Annotated in this window: 20 protein-coding genes and 1 tRNA gene; 12 read left to right on the top strand and 9 right to left on the bottom strand. The window is 66.6% G+C overall.

The window, feature by feature from the left end:
- Window positions 1-12: 12 nt before the first annotated feature.
- The 3 genes from J2X06_RS15135 to J2X06_RS15125 form a co-directional block, all read right to left on the bottom strand.
- On the bottom strand, window positions 13-981 hold the full coding sequence (locus J2X06_RS15135; protein WP_310063843.1) for a restriction endonuclease: 969 nt from the start codon (window positions 979-981) through the stop codon (window positions 13-15).
- Between the two features lie 238 nt (window positions 982-1,219).
- Window positions 1,220-1,762, bottom strand: a complete 543-nt coding sequence (locus J2X06_RS15130; RefSeq protein ID WP_310063842.1) for a phasin family protein — start codon at window positions 1,760-1,762, stop codon at window positions 1,220-1,222.
- 76 nt (window positions 1,763-1,838) lie between these two features.
- Complete coding sequence (locus J2X06_RS15125; RefSeq protein WP_310063841.1) at window positions 1,839-3,110, bottom strand: patatin-like phospholipase family protein; 1,272 nt, start codon at window positions 3,108-3,110, stop codon at window positions 1,839-1,841.
- Between the two features lie 88 nt (window positions 3,111-3,198).
- On the opposite strand from J2X06_RS15125, the gene J2X06_RS15120 reads away from it, so the two are divergent.
- On the top strand, window positions 3,199-3,927 hold the full coding sequence (locus J2X06_RS15120; protein WP_310063840.1) for an FFLEELY motif protein: 729 nt from the start codon (window positions 3,199-3,201) through the stop codon (window positions 3,925-3,927).
- A gap of 18 nt (window positions 3,928-3,945) precedes the next feature.
- Here J2X06_RS15120 and J2X06_RS15115 read toward each other — a convergent pair whose 3' ends face one another.
- A complete protein-coding gene (locus tag J2X06_RS15115; protein ID WP_310063838.1) occupies window positions 3,946-4,224 on the bottom strand; it encodes a polyhydroxyalkanoic acid system family protein in 279 nt (92 codons plus the stop codon).
- Window positions 4,225-4,309: 85 nt separating this feature from the next.
- Between J2X06_RS15115 and J2X06_RS15110 the strand changes: the two genes are divergently transcribed.
- Entirely contained in the window at window positions 4,310-5,110 is an 801-nt protein-coding gene (locus J2X06_RS15110) for an FHA domain-containing protein (RefSeq protein ID WP_310063837.1), read from the top strand.
- On the opposite strand, the gene msrQ is transcribed toward J2X06_RS15110, so the two are convergent.
- Window positions 5,079-5,732: a protein-methionine-sulfoxide reductase heme-binding subunit MsrQ gene (gene msrQ, locus J2X06_RS15105; RefSeq protein ID WP_310063835.1), complete on the bottom strand. Its 654-nt coding sequence runs from the start codon at window positions 5,730-5,732 to the stop codon at window positions 5,079-5,081. The two genes, J2X06_RS15110 and msrQ, sit on opposite strands and share 32 nt — an antisense overlap.
- Window positions 5,732-6,700, bottom strand: coding sequence for a protein-methionine-sulfoxide reductase catalytic subunit MsrP (gene msrP, locus J2X06_RS15100; RefSeq protein ID WP_310063833.1), 969 nt, complete (start codon window positions 6,698-6,700; stop codon window positions 5,732-5,734). Before msrP ends, msrQ begins: the two co-directional genes overlap by 1 nt.
- Window positions 6,701-6,847: 147 nt before the next feature.
- On the opposite strand from msrP, the gene serC reads away from it, so the two are divergent.
- From serC to J2X06_RS15075, 5 genes are all read left to right on the top strand, one after another.
- Window positions 6,848-7,933, top strand: coding sequence for a 3-phosphoserine/phosphohydroxythreonine transaminase (gene serC / locus J2X06_RS15095; protein ID WP_310063831.1), 1,086 nt, complete (start codon window positions 6,848-6,850; stop codon window positions 7,931-7,933).
- A 15-nt stretch (window positions 7,934-7,948) separates the two neighbouring features.
- Entirely contained in the window at window positions 7,949-9,097 is a 1,149-nt protein-coding gene (pheA, locus tag J2X06_RS15090) for a prephenate dehydratase (RefSeq protein WP_310063829.1), read from the top strand.
- A gap of 29 nt (window positions 9,098-9,126) precedes the next feature.
- Window positions 9,127-10,263, top strand: coding sequence for a histidinol-phosphate transaminase (gene hisC, locus J2X06_RS15085; RefSeq protein WP_310063827.1), 1,137 nt, complete (start codon window positions 9,127-9,129; stop codon window positions 10,261-10,263).
- Window positions 10,260-11,600, top strand: a complete 1,341-nt coding sequence (gene aroA, locus J2X06_RS15080; protein WP_310063825.1) for a 3-phosphoshikimate 1-carboxyvinyltransferase — start codon at window positions 10,260-10,262, stop codon at window positions 11,598-11,600. Before hisC ends, aroA begins: the two co-directional genes overlap by 4 nt.
- A gap of 114 nt (window positions 11,601-11,714) precedes the next feature.
- A complete protein-coding gene (locus tag J2X06_RS15075) occupies window positions 11,715-13,493 on the top strand; it encodes an O-antigen ligase family protein (protein ID WP_310063824.1) in 1,779 nt (592 codons plus the stop codon).
- A 7-nt stretch (window positions 13,494-13,500) separates the two neighbouring features.
- On the opposite strand, the gene J2X06_RS15070 is transcribed toward J2X06_RS15075, so the two are convergent.
- Entirely contained in the window at window positions 13,501-14,148 is a 648-nt protein-coding gene (locus J2X06_RS15070; protein ID WP_310063823.1) for an energy transducer TonB, read from the bottom strand.
- Window positions 14,149-14,276: 128 nt separating this feature from the next.
- Between J2X06_RS15070 and serS the strand changes: the two genes are divergently transcribed.
- Window positions 14,277-15,569: a serine--tRNA ligase gene (serS, locus tag J2X06_RS15065; protein WP_310063821.1), complete on the top strand. Its 1,293-nt coding sequence runs from the start codon at window positions 14,277-14,279 to the stop codon at window positions 15,567-15,569.
- Between the two features lie 93 nt (window positions 15,570-15,662).
- Here the strand turns inward: serS and J2X06_RS15060 are convergent, their stop codons facing one another.
- Window positions 15,663-16,244, bottom strand: coding sequence for an FMN-dependent NADH-azoreductase (locus J2X06_RS15060; protein ID WP_310063820.1), 582 nt, complete (start codon window positions 16,242-16,244; stop codon window positions 15,663-15,665).
- A gap of 123 nt (window positions 16,245-16,367) precedes the next feature.
- On the opposite strand from J2X06_RS15060, the gene J2X06_RS15055 reads away from it, so the two are divergent.
- From J2X06_RS15055 to J2X06_RS15045, 3 genes are all read left to right on the top strand, one after another.
- Window positions 16,368-17,378 (top strand): LysR substrate-binding domain-containing protein, encoded by a 1,011-nt coding sequence (locus tag J2X06_RS15055; RefSeq protein ID WP_430539607.1) that lies wholly within the window; start codon window positions 16,368-16,370, stop codon window positions 17,376-17,378.
- A gap of 33 nt (window positions 17,379-17,411) precedes the next feature.
- Window positions 17,412-17,501: transfer RNA gene (locus tag J2X06_RS15050), tRNA-Ser, on the top strand.
- Between the two features lie 211 nt (window positions 17,502-17,712).
- Window positions 17,713-17,985, top strand: coding sequence for a DUF2845 domain-containing protein (locus tag J2X06_RS15045; protein ID WP_310063818.1), 273 nt, complete (start codon window positions 17,713-17,715; stop codon window positions 17,983-17,985).
- An 83-nt stretch (window positions 17,986-18,068) separates the two neighbouring features.
- Here J2X06_RS15045 and J2X06_RS15040 read toward each other — a convergent pair whose 3' ends face one another.
- Window positions 18,069-19,085, bottom strand: coding sequence for an AraC family transcriptional regulator (locus J2X06_RS15040; protein WP_310063817.1), 1,017 nt, complete (start codon window positions 19,083-19,085; stop codon window positions 18,069-18,071).
- Between the two features lie 145 nt (window positions 19,086-19,230).
- On the opposite strand from J2X06_RS15040, the gene J2X06_RS15035 reads away from it, so the two are divergent.
- Window positions 19,231-20,211, top strand: coding sequence for a quinone oxidoreductase family protein (locus J2X06_RS15035; RefSeq protein ID WP_310063815.1), 981 nt, complete (start codon window positions 19,231-19,233; stop codon window positions 20,209-20,211).

Here is a 20,211-nt window from a genome sequence, read left to right as displayed (position 1 = left end):
GCAGTGCCGGACTCAGTAGGTCCGGCACTGCAGGAAGCGGACGCGGCGGTCGCTTCCGGCGGGGGGCTGCAGGTGCAGCCGCGAGACCCGCAGGTCTTCGTAACGTTCGAGGACGGCGCAGATGTCCTTGACCGGGTCGCCGGCGTCTTCGCGCAGATAGACCATCAGCGTGGACCGGGTCGACCACATGGCTTTGTCGATGCCCGGCAGCGCCGAGACGCTGCGGATGACCTCGTTGCGTTCGAACTCTTCACGACCCGGATCGGGCGGAGCCGGCGCCGTCATGCCATTGGCGGCGGAGGCGGACGGTGCGGTGACCGGTACCGGTGCGGGCGCGTCGGATGACGTGGCTTCGGTAGTCTCTGCCGGAGCGGCCGACTTGTCCGATGTCCGTCCGGCCAGCAGCGCGGCCAGTACAAAGCCGAGCACCAGCGCCGCACCCCAGGCGATGGCGGTCTGGCGCGCGGTGCGCGTCTGGGCCTGGGCGGCCAGGTCGTTGTGCACGGTGGCCGGGAGCAGGGGCTTCACCAGCGCCCAGAGGGCGTTGCCGTCGTACAGCTCGATTCCGGACGCGGCCTTGCGTGCCTCGGCTTCGACTCTCCCGGGCGTGGCCAGGATGCCGCCCTTGGCGCCGTGGAAACGGATGCCGTCGGAAAGTTCCTTCACCATGGGGGCCGTGATGCGGTAATTCGCGCCCTGCTTGCATGACAGCAGCCAGATCTGGCCGTCGCGATTCAGGCGCAGGTCGGCCTCCTGTCCCCGGTCGGCGGCATCCTCGATCGATTCGGCGACGAAGCCGCGCGGCTGCAGCGCCTCGATCACCAGCCGCGAGAACTCGCGCCAGCGCATTGCCGACAACGCTTCGATGCCGGCGCGGGCCTCTGCCTGCTTGCGGTGGACCAGCCACAAGTACGCGGTGAACGCGACGCCGAGCAGCACGGCGATGATGAGTGCGGTAGTGACGGAAAAACCGTTGAGCATGCGAGCAGGCCGATCCCTGAAGGCGCGAACTATACCGCCGCCGCTCGCACGAGGCCCGTGGAGCCGGTCACGGGTTCAAGTGGGGCAACACGGGTCGGCGAGGGACTTCGCGTGTGTCAGGCCAGCAATAGGAAGCCCGCCAGTCCGGAACCGTAAGGGGAGGGGAGCATACGGAAGGGCGGACTGGCGGGCTTTTGGCGGTACGCCCGGTGGGCCGGGCGTTAAATCTGTTGCCGCGTCAGGAGGCGGATGCGGCCTTTTTGCGCGGAGCCTTCTTGGCCGGAGCCTTGCGCGCAGCCACCGTCTTGGTGGCCGTGGTCTTCTTTGCGGCCTTGCGGGCCGGAGCGCCGCCCTGCCTGCGCAGTTCGTTGGTCAATGCATCGACGCGCTTGCTCAGTTCGTTGAGGTCGTCGCGGCCGGGCACGCCCAGCTTGACCAGGGCACGTTGCACGCGCTCCTCGAACACCTTCTCCAGGCGGTCCCAGGTGTCGGTGGCACGTTCGCGAGCCTGGCCGACCTTGGATTCGACCACGTCGCGCACGACGTCGGCCTGGCCGCCGGCGAACTTGCGAGCGGTCTGCTCCAGCGTCAGTCCCTCCTTGACCAGCGCTTCGAACAGCTTGGTGCCCTCGGCCTGGGCGCGGCTGAAGGCGCCGACGCCGGCCAGCCAGATCTGCTGGGCCGATTCGCTCAGGCTGCGTGACAGGCGGTCGGCCTGCTGCTGCGCACTGGCCTTCCCGGCCGTGGACTTCTTTGCGGTCTTCTTGAACTTGGCAGCCATGTGCGCTCCGTCGTCGGGCGTGATCGTGGTGAGGCCACATTGGCCCCGCCCTCTAGAGCTTTCACACCAGCCGTGGTCAACGCGTGACGCGACGCGCCCGTCGTTTCGGCGCCGCGGCGGGCGTCTGTGCAACCCGGTGCTCGACATCGTCCAAGGCCCGCTTCAGACGGGCCGTGGTCTCGGTGTCGCGCGACGGCCGGGCGATGCCATCGAGTACCGAGCGGCGCTCGTCGGCGAGGATCTCGTCGCGCAGGCGGATACCGTGGGCGGCCAGCTGCGGCCGCAGCGTGTCGGCGTGCCGGCGCAGGTCGGCCAGCGTGTTGCGGTATGCGATCTCGCAGATGCGCCGGCGTGACGAAAAGCTGAAGGCGTTGGTGAAGAACAACTCGCTGTCGCGGGCATTGGGCTCGAACACGAGTTGGTCGATGTCAGGGTACTGCTGGCTATAGCGCGCAAGGCCGACCTGCATCCGCGATTGCAGCAGCGTGCGGAAGGTCTGCGAGAGCACCGTCGGCAGGCCGCCGGCGGCGAGGCTGCGGTCGTGTTCGACGGCCATGCCCTCGTTCTGGTTGAACGGCACCAGCGGATTGAGGCCGATCATCAGGTCGATGCCCTGTTCCAGCACGACCGAGGCATGCATCGTGCGTCGCAGGGCACCGTCGACGAAGTGGCGTCCACGGATCTCCACGGGCGGATATAGCGCGGGCAGGGCGGCGCTGGCCTGCACCGCCTGCGAGATCGGCACGTCGTCCCAGCCGGGACCGCCGAACTTCACCGCCTCGCCGCTGTCCAGATCCACGGCGACCACGTAAAGCGGCGCGGACAGTTCACGGAAATCGTTGCTGCGGCCGCGACGGGTGAACACATCGCGCAGGAAGCGCTCGATCTCCGTGTTGTCGAACAAACCGTTGGGCACCAGACCGCCGAAGCGGGTGATCAGGTCGGCCCAACGCGCCTCGCGCGGCGCGAACAGCAACTCGCGCCACCACTGCGTCGCCAGGCGCGGCAGGCTGGCGGCGCGACGCATGTATTCGAAGAAGGCCGGACGCATGAACGTCTCGGGGCGGAACTGCACATCGTCGCTGTCGCCGGTGATGAAGATGCGGCACATCTCCGCCGTGTCCATGCGGTTGGCCAGGGCGGCCGCGAGGAAGGCGCCGCTGCTGACCCCGACGTAGCAGTCCAGGCGGTTGAGATCCAGGCCTTCGAAGGCTTCGTCGAGGGCGCGCAGCGCACCCAGTTCGTACATGCCGCCGATCGGGCCGCCCCCGGCCACGGCCAGGCCAATCCGGGCCGGCGTCCCGGGAGTCTTGGGCGTCCGTTGCCGGGCGGTGTGGATGGACAGCATGAAGACGGCTACACAACGGAAGTGGCCCGAGTGTAGCCCAGCCCGTGGCTTGCGCCGGTCCGGCGCCGCAGCCGATGATCGCCGGGCAATGTCCAGGAACCGCGACCTTTCCGCACGGCTTGGCTGCCTGCTGGCACGCCATCAATCCCTGCACGATCCCAACCTCGAGCCACGCAACCGCTTGCGCTGGCTGCCCGAGGTGCGGCGTTGGCAGGCGCTTCGGCTGGAGGCGAGCTTCGACCGCTTCCTGCGCGATCCCAGGCGCCGCCCGGCCGCGCAGTTCTTTCTCAGCGATGTCTACAACGACCGCGACTTCAGTCGTCGCGACGCCGACGTCGCCAAAGTGCTGCCGATGATGCAACGCCTGTTGCCGGCGGCGCTGCTGACGACGATCGCCGACGCCATCGAACTGGGCCTGCTGACCCATGCCCTGGACCTGCGCATGGCCGGCATGTTGCAGGCGCTTGCCCCCGAATTACGCGATCTCGACGGCGAACTTTATGCGCAGGCCTATCGCGCCTGCGGCCTGCCGCGCCTGCGCGACCACCAGATCGAACTGCTGGCCAAAGTGGGCGTCGATCTGGGCAGGGCATTGCGCCTGCCCGGAGTCTCCATGCTGCTGAGACTCTCTCGCGGCCCGGCGCGAGCCGCGGGGCTGGAAGAACTGCAGGGTTTTCTTGAGCGCGGCTTTGCCGCGTTCGGCGCGCTGGGGGATGCCGGCACCTTCATCGCCGAAATCGAAGCCGACGAGCGAGAACTGGCGCGGCGGCTGTTCGACGGAGATCCGCGACCGTTTGCGATGGTCGCGATCAAATAGGCTTGGAAAAAGCGCGGATCAGGTGAAGCGTTCGTCCAGCACGCGACGGATCTCGGCCTCGATGGGGCCCTTCAACGCGCCCAGCAGGAACCCCAGATGCGCGGTAACGCGCAACTGCTGCGGGTCCAGTGCGATATGGCCGTCGACGCCACTGCGGTTGAAGTGCAGCGTGTCCTCTCCGTCCCATGAGTACGCGACGCCGAATCGTTCGGCCAACTTCTCGGCGACTTCCTGCACCGCCTGATGGGCCTGCTTGGGCGGCAGCGAATGCGCATGGCGGATATCGATGTTCGACATGTGGTCCTCCGGGAGTGGCCGCTATTGTGCGGGGCGAAGGCGACAGCGTCCAAGTGTGCGCGACGTCATGTTAGATTCCCGCGGAGTGGAAGCCCTCAGACTTCGATTCCAGAACCGACCCCATGCCGACCTGGCGCTGAGCCCGGGCGTGCATGCGCTTGGCATCGACCGCAGCGGCGATGCCGTGCTCGTCCAGGAGTTGGACGAGGCGGTCGCCCAGTTGTGCGTGGACCGTCGTGGCGTCTGGCTGCAGGTGCGCGAAGGGGTGAGGGGGCTGCACGTCAACGGCCGGCCGGTCAGGCGCATGGCCATGCTGCGGGTGGGCGATGCGATCTACGTCAACGGCGTGGAGTTGATGCTGCTTGGCAGCGAGCCGCCACCGGCGCCACCGGTGAGTGGACCCGCCGCGACTGAGGCGCGCCTGGTTTTGCGCGGCATCGGCGGCCTGCATCACGGCCGTGCTTTTTCGCTGGATCAGTCGCGGGCGGTGGGACGCGCCGCCGACTGCGACGTGCGCATCAACGAACCCGCGTTCGCCGAGCATCACGCGCGGCTGGAACCCCATGCCGATGGCGTGGTGCTGCGCGACGCCGGTTCGGCCGAGGGCAGCCTGGTCAATGGCGTGTCCGTCCGCGACGCGCTGCTGCATCCGGGCGACCAGGTGGTTTTCGATCTCCAGCATCGTTTCGTGATCGAAGCGCCGGTCGGTCGCCCCGGTGTCGGCAATTCGGCTGGGATGCCGAAGGCGGATACGTCGGTTGTCCACGGAAGCGAAGAAGCACCGCGTCCGCGGCGGAACCCCATGCGCCGGATGCCTTGGCTGCTGCTCGCGGCATTGCTGATGGCCGCAGCGCTCAGCCTGCTGTTGCTGTACGGCGCGCGCTGACCGCGCGCAGCCGTTTCCACAGGCGCCACCCCAACAGCACCGCGAGGATCCCGGCATAGAGCGCCGGCTCGCGGATGTCGGACTTCACCAGCCACCAGAAATGCAGCACGGCGAGCACGCCGATGGCATAGACGAGCCTGTGCAGTTGCGCCCAGTGACGACCCAGCCGGCGGATCGCCGCCTGGGTCGACGTGATGGCGAGCGGCAACAGCAAAAGCCAGGCGGTGAAGCCAACGGTGATGTAGGGGCGCTTGGCGATCTCCTCGAAGATCTGCGCCCAGTAGCCGCGCAGGTCCAGCACCAGGTAGGCGGTGAAATGCAGCGTCGCATAGAAGAACGTGTAGAGGCCGAGCATGCGCCGGTAGCGCAGGAAGGCCGGTTGCCCGGTCAGCTGGCGCAATGGCGTGATGGCCAGCGTGATCATCAGAAAGCGCAGCGCCCACAGCCCCAGCCGATGTTCGATCTCGGCGACGGGGTCGGCGCCGAGGCCACCGCTGCCGGTCAGCATCTCCTGCCGGATCTGCCAGCCCAGGATTGCGGCCGGTGTAAGCGCCAGCAGATGCACGAGGGTCTTGGAGGCAAGCAGTGCACGGGCACCGGGACGCCAGGTCGCAGTGCCCATCAGAACCACTTCTTCAGGTCCATGCCGGCGTACAGGCTGCCGACCTGATCGGCGTAGCCGTTGAACAGCCGGGTAGGAATGCGCTCGGCAAACAGCTTGCTGGCGGTGCCGGAAATGCGCCGCTCGGTCTTCTGGCTCCAGCGGGGGTGGTCGACGGTCGGATTGACGTTGGAGAAGAATCCGTATTCGCTGGCCTGCGCATCGTGCCAGCTGGTTTCGGGCATCTTCTCGACGAAGGTGATCGCCACGATCGACTTGATGCTCTTGAAGCCGTACTTCCACGGTACGACCAGCCGCACCGGCGCTCCGTTCTGCTGCAGCAGCGGCTTGCCATACAGGCCGGTTGCGAGCAGCGCCAACGGATGCATCGCTTCGTCGATGCGCAGTCCCTCGCGGTAGGGCCAATCCAGCGCGGGATAGTCGATGCCCGGCATCTGCTTGGGGTCGGCGAGGGTGGTGAAGGCGACGTACTTGGCCTGGGAGGTCGGCTGGAACCGCTTGAGTACATCGGCCAACGGCACGCCCAGCCATGGGATCACCATCGACCAGCCTTCGACGCAGCGCAGCCGATAGACGCGTTCTTCCGGAGTCAGGCCCTTGAGCAGATCGTCGAGCGAGAGTTTGCCCGGTTTGGCGCAATGCCCGCCCACGGCCACGGTCCAGGGGCTGGTGCGCAGCGTGCGTGGCGCGCGCGACGGGTCGGCCTTGCCGGTGCCGTACTCGTAGAAGTTGTTGTAGGAGGTGATGTCCTCCACTCGGGTCAGGGTCTCGGTGGTATGAAAGCCCGAGCGCGCCTGTTCGGGCGTGATGACCACCTTCGCGGGCGGCGGAGGTTCCGCATCGGCGCAACCCGCCAGTCCCATGGCTGGCGCGGCGGCCAGCGCAGCGAGCAGGCGCCGGCGCTCGCGATAGACGGTTTCGTCGGTGATTTCAGACGCGGGGATATTCAAGGCATCGCGCAACGACATGTTCGGCTCCGGCAGCGGCGGGGGCGCGCTGCTCCTGAACTATAGAGGGAGCGGCGGGGCAAAAAGTTGCGCGGGAAACCATGGGCGCGTTGTCTGCTGCACTGCGGCATACTAGGTTTTCACCCCCAATTGCCGATGGAGCGATTCATGTCCCGCGCCTACAACTTCAGTGCCGGCCCCGCGACCCTTCCCGAACCGGTGCTGCTGCAAGCGCAGGCGGAAATGCTCGATTGGCACGGCGTGGGCGCCTCGATCGTCGAGTTGAGCCACCGCGGTCCCGAGTTCATGCAGGTCGCGCAGGAAGCCGAGGCGGATCTGCGCACGTTGATGGCCATTCCGGACGACTACGCCGTGCTGTTCCTGCAGGGCGGCGCGACCACCCAGCAGGCGCTGATTGCGCTGAATTTCGCCAACCCTGGCCAGACGGCCGACTACGTGATCACCGGCCACTGGGGCAAGACCGCGTTGAAGCAGGTCAAGCCTTATGTGAATGCACAGATCGTCGCCAATGGTGAGGGCGGTGGCTTCCGCGACATCCCGGCGCGCAGTGAATGGAAGCTGTCGGACGATGCGGCCTATGTGCACTACACCGCCAACGAGACCATCCACGGGGTGGAATTTCGCGACATCCCCGACGTTGGCGGCGTTCCGCTGTTTGCCGACTTCAGCTCGTCGATCGCGGCCGAGCCTCTGGACGTGTCGAAGTTCGGCCTGATTTATGCAGGCGCGCAGAAGAACCTGGGTCCGGTCGGCGTCGCCGTCGTCATCGTCCGTCGCGACCTGCTCGAACGCGCCGGCCAGCCGCGCGCCGAGATCCTCGACTATCGCGCCCACGTCAAGGGCGAATCGATGCTCAACACGCCGCCGACCTGGAACTGGTATCTGGCCGGCCTGGTGTTCAAGTGGATGATCCGGGAAGGCGGCGTCGCCGAGTTCGCCAGGCGCAACGCGCGCAAGGCGGCCTTGCTTTACGACGTGATCGACGGTTCGGGCGGCTTCTATCGCAACGAAGTGGCGACGACCGCGCGCTCGCGCATGAACGTGCCGTTCTTCCTGCGCGACGACGCGCTCGACAAGCCGTTCCTGAAGGAGGCCGAAGCCGCGGGCCTGATCTCCCTCAAGGGCCATCGCGCCCTTGGCGGCATGCGCGCGTCGATCTACAACGCGATGCCGGAGGCGGGCGTGCAGGCGCTGGCTTCCTTCATGCGCGACTTCCAGCAACGAAACGGCTGACATGGCACGGTTGAAATGAGCAAGAGCAAAAAGCCGCCGGCGCCGAAGCAGGCGCCGGCCAGGAAAGCGCCAGCGGAGACCGTGGCCAAGCCCGATCTGGCGATACTGCGCGAGCGCATCGACGGCATCGATCGCCATATCCAGCAATTGATCGCCGAACGCGCGCAGTTCGCCAACCAGGTCGGCAAGGCCAAGGGCAAGCTGGCGGCGGCGGTGGACTACTACCGTCCGGAGCGCGAGGCGCAGGTGCTGCGCCGGGTCGTCGATCGCAACGATGGGCCGCTCAACGACGAAGTGCTGGTGCGGTTGTTCCGCGAGATCATGTCGGCCTGCCTGGCCCAGCAGGAGCCGCTGAAGATCGGTTTCCTCGGACCGGAAGGCACGCACTCGCAACAGGCGGTCTACAAGCACTTCGGCCACTCGATCCACGGTCTGCCGCTGTCGAGCATCGAAGAGGTGTTCCAGGAGGTCGAGGCCGGCCACGCCGATTTCGGTGTCGTGCCGGTGGAGAACTCCACGCAGGGCACGATCCAGTCGACGCTGGACATGTTCCTGACCTCCAGGCTCAAGATCTGTGGCGAGGTCGAGTTGCGCGTGCACCAGCACCTGCTCTCGCGCAGCGGCAGCATCGAGGACATCGAGCGGGTCTATTCGCATCCGCAGTCTTTCGCGCAGTGCAAGGCCTGGCTGCGCCAGTACCTGCCGAAGGCGGAGAAGATCCCGGTCTCCAGCAACGCCGAAGCCGCACGGCGCGCGCGCAGTTCCGACGATGCCGCCGCCATCGCCGGCATCAGCGCGGCCAATGTCTATGGCCTCAAGTCGCTGGCGGGGCCAATCGAGGATCGGCCTGACAACACGACGCGATTCCTGGTGATCGGGCGCGAGCTGTTCCCGCCGTCCGGCAACGACCGGACCTCGCTGCTGGTCTTCATCAAGGATCAGCCCGGCGCGCTGTACCACGTGCTGGCGCCGTTCGCGAAACACGGCCTGAGCATGAACCGCATCGAGTCCCGGCCGGGCCACACCGGCCTGTGGCAGTACGCCTTCTTCATCGACATCGGCGGCCACGTCCACGAGGATGCGATGCGCCGCGCCGTCGAGGAACTGGACGAGTACGCGCAGGAAGTGAAGGTGTTGGGCTCGTACCCGGTCGCGATCGCATGAGCGCGGCAGCGAATCCAGGCGACGATACGATGATCGCGTATGACGAAGCGTGGTTCGCGGCGCGTGCGCAGCCAGGCGTGCAACGACTGCGCGCGTACGATCCTGGGCACGACCTGGTGGCGTTGCGCCGGCGCTTCCGCGAATCGCAACTGGTCGAACTCGGGTCCAACGAGAATCCCTACGGTCCGTCCCCGGCCGCGCGCCAGGCGATCGTCGATCAGCTGCACGCGCTGCATCGCTATCCCGATCCATTGGGTGCCGACCTCAAGCGCGCACTGGCGGCCAGGCACGGCGTACATCCATCGCAGATCCTGCTCGGCAACGGATCACACGAGCTGCTGATGATGTTGGGACAGGTGTTCGCCGGCCCTGGCGAGGACGTCGTGTTCTCGCGCTATGGCTTTGCCGTGTTCGCGCTGGCGACGCAAGCCGCCGGCGCCACGATGCGCGTGGTGGAAGCCTTGCCGCGCGAGCATCCAAGGATGCCGCTGGGCCATGACCTGGATGCCATCACCGCGTCCATCACCGATCGCACCAAGCTGGTGTACCTGGCCAATCCGAACAACCCGACCGGAACCTGGTTCGGCCGCGAGGCGTTCGCGGCATTCATGGCTCGCGTGCCTGGCGAAGTGATCGTCGTGATGGACGAGGCCTACGCCGAGATGGCCGATGCCGATGCCGATGCGGCGAGCGCGCTGCCGTGGCTGGCCTCTTATCCCAATCTGTTGCTGACCCGCACCTTCAGCAAGGCCTACGGCCTCGCCGGGTTGCGCGTGGGGTATCTCCTCGGCGCCCCCGGACTGGTGGCGGTGATGGAGCGGCTGCGCGAAAGCTTCAACGTCAATGGCCCGGCGTTGGCCGCCTGCGAAGCCGCACTTGGCGACGAAGCCCACCTGCAATGTGCCTGCGCGCGCAACGCCGAGCAGCGCTCCGCGTTGAGCGACGCCCTGGCGAAGCGCGGCCTGCGCGTTTACCCGTCGCAGACCAATTTCGTGCTGGTCGAGTTCGGCTCCCGCACCGCGCAGGCCGAGGCCGACCTCGTGGCGCGCGGCGTGGTATTGCGACCGATGGGCGGGTACGGGCTTCCCGATTGCCTGCGCATCACGGTCGGCGATACCGACGAGAATCGTCGCCTGCTTGCGGCCATCGACGCGGTGCTGGAATGAATCCAATACGCCTGGACTGGGTGGCGCGCCCTGGTCGTCCGCTGCGCGGCAGCCTGCGCGTGCCGGGAGACAAGTCGGTTTCGCACCGGGCGATCATGCTCGGCGCTCTGGCCGAAGGCATCACCCGCATCAGCGGTTTTCTGGAAGGCGAAGACACCCGGGCGACGGCGCAGGTGTTCCGGCAACTGGGCGTGCGCATCGAAACGCCGAGTGCCAACGAACGCATCGTCCACGGCGTAGGCCTTGGCGGCCTGAAGGGCAGTAACGCGCCGCTGGACTGCGGCAATGCGGGCACCGGCATGCGACTGCTGGCGGGCGTGCTGGCGGGGCAATCGTTCGACAGCGTGCTGGTGGGTGACGCGTCGCTGTCGAAGCGGCCGATGCGTCGCGTGATCGAGCCGCTGGAACGCATGGGCGCGGTCATCGGCTCCGAAGCGGGAGGCGTGCCGCCGCTTCGCATCCAGGGTGGATGCCGACTGCGTGGCCTCGACTACACCTTGCCGGTCGCCAGCGCCCAGGTGAAGTCGGCGCTGTTGCTGGCGGGCCTGTACGCCGATGGCGAAACCGTGGTGCGCGAACCGCACCCGACCCGCGACTACAGCGAGCGGATGCTCGCGGCGTTCGGCTGGCCGATCGAGTTCTCGCCGGGGTTCGCCCGCCTGAGCGGTGGGCATCGCTTGCACGGTCGTGATGTTGCCGTGCCAGCCGACTTCTCATCGGCGGCGTTCTTCCTGGTCGCGGCCAGCATCGTGCCGGGCTCGGAATTGCGGCTGGAGGCGGTCGGCATGAACCCACGCCGCACCGGGCTGTTGACCGCGTTGCGCCGGATGGGCGCGGACATCCGTGAGGAAAATGCGGCGGAGCAGGGCGGCGAGCCCGTGGCCGACCTGGTGGTCCGGCATGCGCCGCTGCATGGCATCGAGATCGAAGGCGAACTGGTTCCGGACATGATCGACGAGTTCCCGGTGCTGTTCGTGGCGGCAGCCTGTGCGCAGGGCGTGACGGTGATTCGAGATGCGTCCGAATTGCGGGTAAAGGAGTCCGATCGGATTGCGGCCATGGCCGGTGGCCTGCGCGTGCTGGGCCTGGAAGTAGAGGAGCATCCGGATGGAGCCACCATCGTGCCTGGCAGGATGTCCGGCGGCACCATCGACAGCCGTGGCGACCACCGCATCGCGATGAGCTTTGCCGTTGCGGCGCAGCGCGCGGACGGCGACGTCCGGATCGGCGACATCGCCAATGTCGCCACCTCCTTCCCCGGGTTCGAAGCATTGGCGCGCCGTGTCGGGATGCAGGTCGATACCGGAAACGAGATCGCCGCCAGTTCTCGGTCCTGAAACGAACGTTAGAGTAGAGTGTCGCACCTCGGCCGGCGCCAATGCCGCGCTTGGGAGCTCGGATCGCCGGCACGCGGCCGTACAGGATTAATGTGATAGGAAATCAACTCTGCAATGACCAACAGGAAGGGTGCGATGGCCGGCGGTGATGTCCCGGCATCGTTGAACATTGGCGTGAACGACTACGTGACAGGTTTTCCGCCGTCGGAGCGGACAAGAGAGCGCCTGGGACTGCCCCGCTGGGTTGATCCCGAGGTTGCAGCTGCCGTTCCGAACGGGGTCCTGCGCCTGGCCATCGCGGCGATGGCATTCCAGGCCTTCTTCGCCATGACGCATTTTGGCTGGCAGTTCCGCTCGGAGTACGGTTCCTTCGTCCTCTTGATCGCCCTGTTGCTGGTGGGAGGTCAGCCTTGGCGTGAACTGGCAATGCAACCGGTGTCGCGTGCGGTGCTGTTGCTTACCGGGTTCCTGGTGTTCCAGGCAGCCTACGTGACATGGCTGTCTCCCGTTGCGCCACCGATGGAGTTCTCGGGGCAGCTCACTACGGCGAGCAAGCTGGTGCGCCTCGGCGTTTTCAGTTGTTTCATCGGCTGGTGGCTTTCGCTGGTGCCACGTGCCATTCCTTATCTCTTTGCGTTGATGGTGCTGGGTCTGCTTTCGGGTGTGCTGATCTTCATGCCCTGGTCGGAGCTGTCGGCTGTACTTGATGGGGAGCTCAGGCCGCGTTTTGGCATTCCTGAAAACCTGGCGGGGCAGCTGGCCGCCGTCGCCGGCTGGCTTGCGGTCTGCCTCATGGTCGCAATATGGCGCCGTAGCGGGAGCAAGAAACATCAGGCAACGTTCGCCGTGATCTGTCTCGTGGCTTACGCCGGTTGTTTCTTTGCGCTGCTGTTTTCGCAGTCGCGCGGCGCCTGGCTCGCGTTTGCAGTGACGCTGCCGGCCGTGATGGCTGGCCTGTGGTGGATGCGCAGGGGGAATGGCCGGATGACAAGGGTCTGGCCAGCAATCGTCGTGGTGCTTCTGTCGGGAATCGTGCTGCTGGCGACGCGCGATATCGTATCGAGAAGGCTGTCCAGCGCGGAGAAGCTGCTCAAGCGCGAAACGGCTGATGAGACGGTCGTCGTGCGCGATGGTCCCGCGCCCACGCCTCTATCCCAGCCGCAGGCCTCGCCTCCAGCTGCTTCCGCTGCCCCCATTCCCGCGCCTGCGGCTGCACGCACGGCCGTGTCGTCCATGACGGCTACCGGGCCGGCAACGGTCACTCCGGTTCTCCCGCCAAGATCGGCGCTGGCTGAACCGGTTGCGTCCGCGCCGCCGCCTTCCGCCCCCGTTGCTTCTGCGGCATCGGTCGCGCCCGACGCTCCCGTGTCTGTCGCCCGATTGGCGGAGTCTTCCGCCCCGTGGACGCCCGCGCCTGCTCCCGCGTCTTCGGCACAAGGGGATGCCGACGTCACCATCAAAGCGGTGAACATCCGATTTCAGCTTTACGAGCTGGGTGTCGAGAAATGGCGCGAACGCCCGTGGTTCGGCTGGGGCATGAGAAGTACCCATGCGCTGATCGGGCAGGCCAACCTCGATACGGGCGGCGTGCGCCATGTCCACCTTCACAATGCCTACCTCGACGCCTTCGTCGGCATCGGCCTGGTAGGCGCCGGCCTGCTCGGCCTGGTGTTCGTACTGCTGATGCGCGAGCTGGTTTTGGCGTGGCGCAGTAGCGTCATCACCACGGCCACGCTTTGTGTGTTCGCTGGCTGCTTCGGCATTGTGCTGGTGGCCAATGCCTTCGACTCGCTGCTTTGGCGCTTCGAGTACTCGCGGGCCCCGCTGGAGATCCTGTTCGGTTGCTGCATCGCCTACGGGCTGATCCGTCGCCGTAATTCAGTCGCGCAGTAACGGCGCATCAACGACGGGCATCGAACGTGATCGGCACAACGACGGTGCCGGCCACGGCTTCGCCCTGACGCGTTGCCGGGGTGAAGTGCCAGCGGCGCACGGCGTCCATGGCGGCGCGGTCGAGTTGGCGCGAGCCGCTGCTGTTGGCGACACCGACCTCGTTCGGCACGCCGTCGGCGCCGATTTCGGCGCGCACCGTGACGGTGCCGCCTTCGCCGCGACGCAAAGCCTGCGAGGGATAACGAGGGGCAGGCGATTTTCCCGGGATCGGCTTGGGGTCGCTGCTCGGCGTGGATGCGGGCACCGGGGTGGGTGCCGTCGCGACTTGGGGCGGGATCGGCGGCGGCGCCGTTTCGACGAGGCGCGGCCTCTCGGCGGAAGGTTTCTCTGCAGGGGGCGCCTTGCCCAACCCGCTGGCGGTGTCCCGCGCAGCCGGCAGGGGAGTCGGCAACGGCGCATAACCCGGGCCCGTAGCCGTGGGAGGGGTGATATCCGCCCGATAGAACTCGTCCTTGCGCCCGCCGGACGTGGCCAGCGCGAACAGCACCAGCCCCGCCACGAAAGCAAGCAGCACCCACAGCAGTGATCGCTTGGACGGGCGCCAATCGGCGAGGTGGAAAGAGCGGCGCGTAGGGGCGGGAGTAGGGACCGACATGCGGGCTCCGGGGACGGGATCCTCCGGATTCTGCGTGGATCCGCGTTAACGGTTAGGCAATTGGTCGCCCGTGAGCGCGTTTACACGCGATAATCGCGAACTCGATCACCCCTTCGTCTTCCTCCGCCATGCTCGATCCGAACCTGCTGCGTCATAACCCCGCCGAACTCGCCGCGCGCCTGCGCCAGACCCGTGGTTACGAAATGGACGCGAGTGCGCTGGAGTCGCTGGAAGCCGAGCGCAAGCAAATCCAGATCCGCACGCAGGAACTGCAGAACCTGCGCAACACGCGCTCCAAGGCGATCGGCCAGGCCAAGGCGAAGGGCGAGGACGTCAGCGCGCTGATGGCGGAAGTGGCCGGGTTCGGCGACGAGCTCAAGACCAGCGAGACACGCCTGGAAACCATCCGCGCCGAGATCGAGGCGATCGCGCTCACCATGCCCAATGTGCCGCACGAGTCGGTGCCGCTGGGAGACGACGAGGCCCACAACGCCGAACAACACCGTTGGGGTACGCCGCGCACCTTCGATTTCCCGGTCAAGGACCACGTCGAGCTTGGCGCACGTAACGGCTGGCTCGATGGCGATACCGCGGCCAAGCTCAGCGGTTCGCGCTTCACCGTACTGCGCGGCCCGATCGCGCGCCTGCATCGTGCGCTGGCGCAGTTCATGCTCGACCTGCATGTCGGTGAGCATGGTTACCAGGAGACCAACGTCCCGCTGCTGGTCAACGCCGACAGCATGCGCGGCACCGGCCAGTTGCCGAAGTTCGAGGAGGACCTGTTCGCCACCGCGGTCGGCGATGGCGAGGCCTCGCATCGACGTTACCTGATCCCGACCTCGGAAGTGCCGCTGACCAACATCGTCCGCGACGAAATCGTCGAGGCCGACGCGCTGCCGCTGCGCATGACCGCTCATTCGATGTGCTTCCGCGCCGAAGCAGGCAGCCACGGCCGCGACACGCGCGGCATGATCCGCCAGCACCAGTTCGAGAAGGTCGAACTGGTTTCCATCACGGCGCCGGAAGACAGCTATGCCGAACACGAGCGCATGACGCGCTGCGCCGAGGTGGTGCTGGAGAAGCTGGGCCTGCCGTATCGCCGCATGCTGCTGTGCACCGGCGACATGGGCTTCGCCGCGACCAAGACCTACGACCTGGAAGTGTGGCTACCGAGCCAGGACACCTATCGCGAGATTTCGTCCTGCTCCAACTGCGAAGCCTTCCAGGCGCGTCGCATGCAGGCACGCTGGCGCAACCCCGCGACCGGCAAGCCGGAACTCGCGCACACGCTCAACGGATCGGGCGTCGCGGTGGGTCGCGCCCTGATAGCCGTGATGGAGAACTACCAGAACGCGGACGGCTCGATCATGGTGCCGGAGGCCTTGCGCCCCTATATGGGCGGGCTCGAACGCATTGGCTGAGCCGCCGAACAGACTCGTGAACAAAAAACGGGCCCGCATTGCGGGCCCGTTGCGCGACCGGCGTCGGAGGGGAGGGGATGCCGGCCCGCGGTCTCAGGCCGCCTCGCGAAGCGGCTGGGGGATCGATGCACGCGCCGCGGCGAGCGCGTCGGTGCGGTGCTGCTCCGAGTAGGCGACGCCCTCGGCACGGACGATCTCGATATCGGTGATGCCCAGGAACCCGAACACGTGGCGCAGGTAGGTCTCCTGGAAATCAGCGGGGCTGGCATCGCCATAGATGCCGCCGCGGCCACTGACGATGATCAGGCGCTTGCCGCCGGCCAGGCCGTGCGGGCCGTTCTCGTCGTACTTGAAGGTCTTGCCGGCCACCGCGATGCGGTCGATCCAGGCCTTCAGGGTCGACGGAATGCCGAAGTTGTAAAACGGCGTGCCGATCACCACTACATCCGCATCGAGGAACTGCTGCATGACGGCAGCGGCGTCCGCCGCCTCGGCGGCATCGGCCTGGGCCAGCGATCGGCCGGTCAGGTGCGGGATCGGGTTGCTGTCCAGGTCGCGGTATTCGACCGTCAGGCCGGCGTGGGCGTCCTGCCAGCGGCCGACGACGGCGGCGCTCAGTTCGCGGGTCACCGAATTGGCGCCGAGGGCGCTGGAATCGAGGTGCAGGAGCTTCATGGGAGGCCTCATTTGGGTGGGAGCCGCGGCAGGGGCGCCGCGTTGGAGGCCAATCTAGGTTGTTGCCTTGGTGGGATAAAGCTGGTCAAATGTCACTAACCGTTCCGATTTTGGAATTATGCCATGCACGACCTCAACGACCTCTATTACTTCGCGATGGTGGTCGACCACGGCGGGTTCGCCGCGGCCGAGCGCTCGTTGGGCATTCCGAAATCGCGACTGAGCCGTCGAATCAGCCAGCTCGAAACCGACCTGGGCGTGCGCCTGTTGCAGCGCTCCACCCGCCGCTTCGCCGTGACCGACGTAGGCAACAGCGTCTACCGCCACGCCCAGTCGATGCTGGCCGAAGCCCAGGCCGCGCACGAAGTCGTCGACCGGCTCAGCGCCGAGCCGCGCGGCGTGATCCGCGTCAGCGTGCCCGTCAGCATGGCGCAGCAGCACATGCCCAGGCTGTTGCCCGAGTTCCTGGCGCGGTATCCGCAGGTGCGGGTGCAATTGCTGGTCAGCAACCGGCGCGTGGACATCATCAACGAGGGCATCGACGTCGCCCTGCGCGTGCGTACCAAGCTCGACGACGATGGGAGCCTGGTGATGCGCAGCTTCGGCCAGATCCAGGAACTGCTGGTCGCCAGCCCCGATTACCTGCGCCGAATGGGCCGACCGAAGCACCCCGACGAACTCTCCAGCCATGTCACCCTCAGCATGAGCGAGGACGACGCCCGCCAGCGATGGGAACTGCACGGCCCGGAGGGCGACGTCAGCCGCGTCGAACTCAAGCCGCGCGTGATGGGTTTCGATTTCCCGATGCTGATGGCGCTGGCCCAGCAGGGCGTGGGTATCACGCTGTTGCCGGAGACGGTCTGCGCCGAGGCCGTTCGCCGCGGCGAGCTCGAAGTGGTGTTGCCGTACTGGCGCCTGCCGCAGGGCATTTTCCACGCCGTGTTCGCATCACGCCGGGGCCTGCTGCCGGCCGTGCGCGTCTTCATCGATTACGTCGCCGAGAAGGCGCCCGGCCTGGTCGAATCCGCGCGACTGCAGTGCAGCGACATCAAGGGTGGCCAGCCATGCCCGGAGTCCATCAAGGCCGCGACCGCTGCCTCGATACCGGAGCCACGCATTCCCTCACAGGCGTGAGAGAATGCGCGCCGCCGGCGAGGCGACCGAATCGGAGAGATGGCCGAGTGGTTTAAGGCAGCGGTCTTGAAAACCGCCGAAGGGTCAAACCTTCCGTGGGTTCGAATCCCACTCTCTCCGCCAATTCAAAACGACCTGGGGCTGCAACGGCCCCGCTGGTAGCAACTCGCCGCACTGGCGCCGGCACAACGCCAGATCAAGCAAGCCGGGCGCTTCCTATCCGTCTGAAGCGATGCAGGCCGGGGCGGGTGCTGCTGCGATCGGAGGGATTCCATCGTCCGGCGGAGGCGTAAGCTTGACGCAGAACTCACCCAAGGACGCCCGAGGGTCATCCATGCGCGCAGTGCTTGCCCTGCTTCTTGCCGTTGGCCTGTCCACATCGGCCATGGCCGATTCCGTCAGAGTAGGCAACCGTGTCATCACCGAAGATGATCCGGTGGGTATCGTGGTCGAAGTCCTCGGCAAGCCCGACCGTATCGTCGAAATAGAGAACGAGTTCGGCGCGGTTGTGGCCGAGCGGTGGGAGTACTTTCGCGAAGGGAAAACCATCGCGGTCGTCGTAGCCAATAGCAAAGTGATCGAGATCAGCGAGGAGCAAAACAGGTAGGGTATCTCTACGCGCCTTGCCGCGACGCCGGTGCTTCGACTTGTAGAAGTCCCTGGACGAAATGCCCGGGTTTCGCCGCGTCTTCACCCAGCATCATTGGTGTTTCCGGCAGCCTTGCGCCATTCGCGTGGCGCCATGCCGAATTCGGCGCTGAACCAGCGCGTGAAAGAACTGGGAGAGGAAAAGCCCAGCAGACGGCCGACCACCTGCAGCGAGTACTGCCGGTTTTCCATGTAGCGCAGCGCCAGTTCTGCCCGGACCGAGTTGAGGATATGGGAGAAGATCTCGTTGGCTTCTTCGAGCCGACGTTGCAGCGTGCGCACGTTCATGCCCCGGCCGCGCGCCACCTGCTCGATGGTCGCCTGTCCCATCGGCATCAGGATGTAGAGGTCCTTGCGCACATCGGTGGCGATGGAGTTCTGGGCCGGGCCCGGCAGCGACTCCACCATGCGCTTGACGTAGCTGGCCATGGCCGGATCGGCGGAGGGATTGGGAAAGTTCAAATCGGCGGCATCGCAGACGATGCCGTTGAACTCCCGGTCGAACTCCGTGGCGCAGCGGAACAGGCGGCGATGGACCAGCAGGTTCTCCGGCGCTGCATGGGCGAAGTTCACGCTGTGCGGCTTCCAGTGCGGCCCCAGCAGGAAGCCGCACAGGCGGTACAGGGCGCCCAGCGCGAGTTCGATGGCCTGGCGCGAGGTCGTGCCCACGTCGGACACGAACTCCTCGCGGATGACCACGGTCCGGCCCCGTTCCTCCACATGGATCGCCAACAACTCGTTGAGCAGGTGGCGGTATTGCATGGTGGCCACCAGCGCATCGCGCAGCGTCGGCTGGTGGATCAGCAACAGACTGGCCACGCCGAAGTCCGACAACTGCCGCGACTCGGCCATGCGCAGGCCGAACGTGTCGCAGCCACTCTGGCGCGCGGATTCCTCCAGCAGCCTGACGGCGGCGGCGGCCGGAATGCGCCGCTCGGGGTCGGCCAGCATGGTCCGGCTCAGGCCGGCCGCATTCAGCAACGGCTGCGGATTGAGGCCGAGCTGCTGCGCCACCTCGAAGTAGTTCTTCATGGTGGCGGCACGGATCAGGGTGCTCATATGGGCGGTCGGCGGCTCGGGTGGATGTCATGAAATGACAAGTCATTGTCGCCGTTTGGCAAGAGTTGCGCACCCCCGTTGCCTATAGTCGGAAGCGTTCGCCCTATCAGGGGCTCCCGGTTTCCAGAGAGGTTGCAAGACTGCCATGGCCCACGCGGTTCGATTTCATGAGGCCGGCGGCCCCGAGGTTCTGCGCTACGAGCCGGTCGAGGTCGGCGAGCCAGGCCCGGGTCAGGTGCGGCTGCGTCACGTCGCGGTCGGCCTGAACTACGCCGACACCTATTTTCGCAACGGCACCTATCCGATTCCGCTGCCCGCGGGCATCGGTGTCGAGGCGGCGGGCGTCGTACAGGCGCTGGGCCCGGGCGTCGACCACGTCAGCGTCGGCGATCGGGTGACCTACACCGGCTTCGTCAACACCCTGGGCGCCTACAGCACCGAGCGCCTGGTGCCGGCCGCACCGTTGATCAAGTTGCCCGAGACCATCGGCTACGAAACCGCCGCGGCGATGACCATGCGTGGCCTGACCGCGGCCTACCTGATGCGCCGCATCTATCCGTTCCGCGCCGGCGACTCGATCCTGTTGCACGCAGCGGCCGGCGGCGTCGGCCTGATCGTCGCGCAGTGGGCGCGGCTGCTCGGGCTGACCGTGATCGGCACGGTTTCTACCGAGGCCAAGGCTGAAATTGCGCGCGCGCACGGCTGCGACCACGTCATCAACTACAGCCACGAGGACGTCGCCAAGCGCGTACGTGAGCTGACCGGTGGCGTGGGCGTGTCGGTGGTGTTCGACAGCGTCGGCAAGACCACGTTCGAGGCCTCGCTCGATTCGCTCAAGCGCCGCGGCCTGATGGTTTGCGTGGGTACCGCATCGGGTCCGATCCCGCCGTTCAATCCGCAGCTGCTGGCGATGAAGGGCTCGCTGTACCTGACCCGTCCGGCGCTGGCCGACTACATCGCCGACCCGGCCGAGAAGGCCGAGCTGGCCGCCGAACTGTTCGACCACGTCGGCGCCGGCCGCATCCGCATCGAGATCAACCAGCGTTACGCGCTGCAGGACGCGGTGCAGGCGCACCGCGACCTGGAGTCGCGCAAGACCACCGGGTCGTCGATCTTCGTCATCTGA

Source organism: Lysobacter niastensis (assembly GCF_031457115.1).
GTDB lineage: Bacteria > Pseudomonadota > Gammaproteobacteria > Xanthomonadales > Xanthomonadaceae > Lysobacter_J > Lysobacter_J niastensis_A.
The sequence above is the reverse complement of the archived record's forward strand: the minus strand, read 5'-3'. Positions and strand labels throughout refer to the sequence as shown.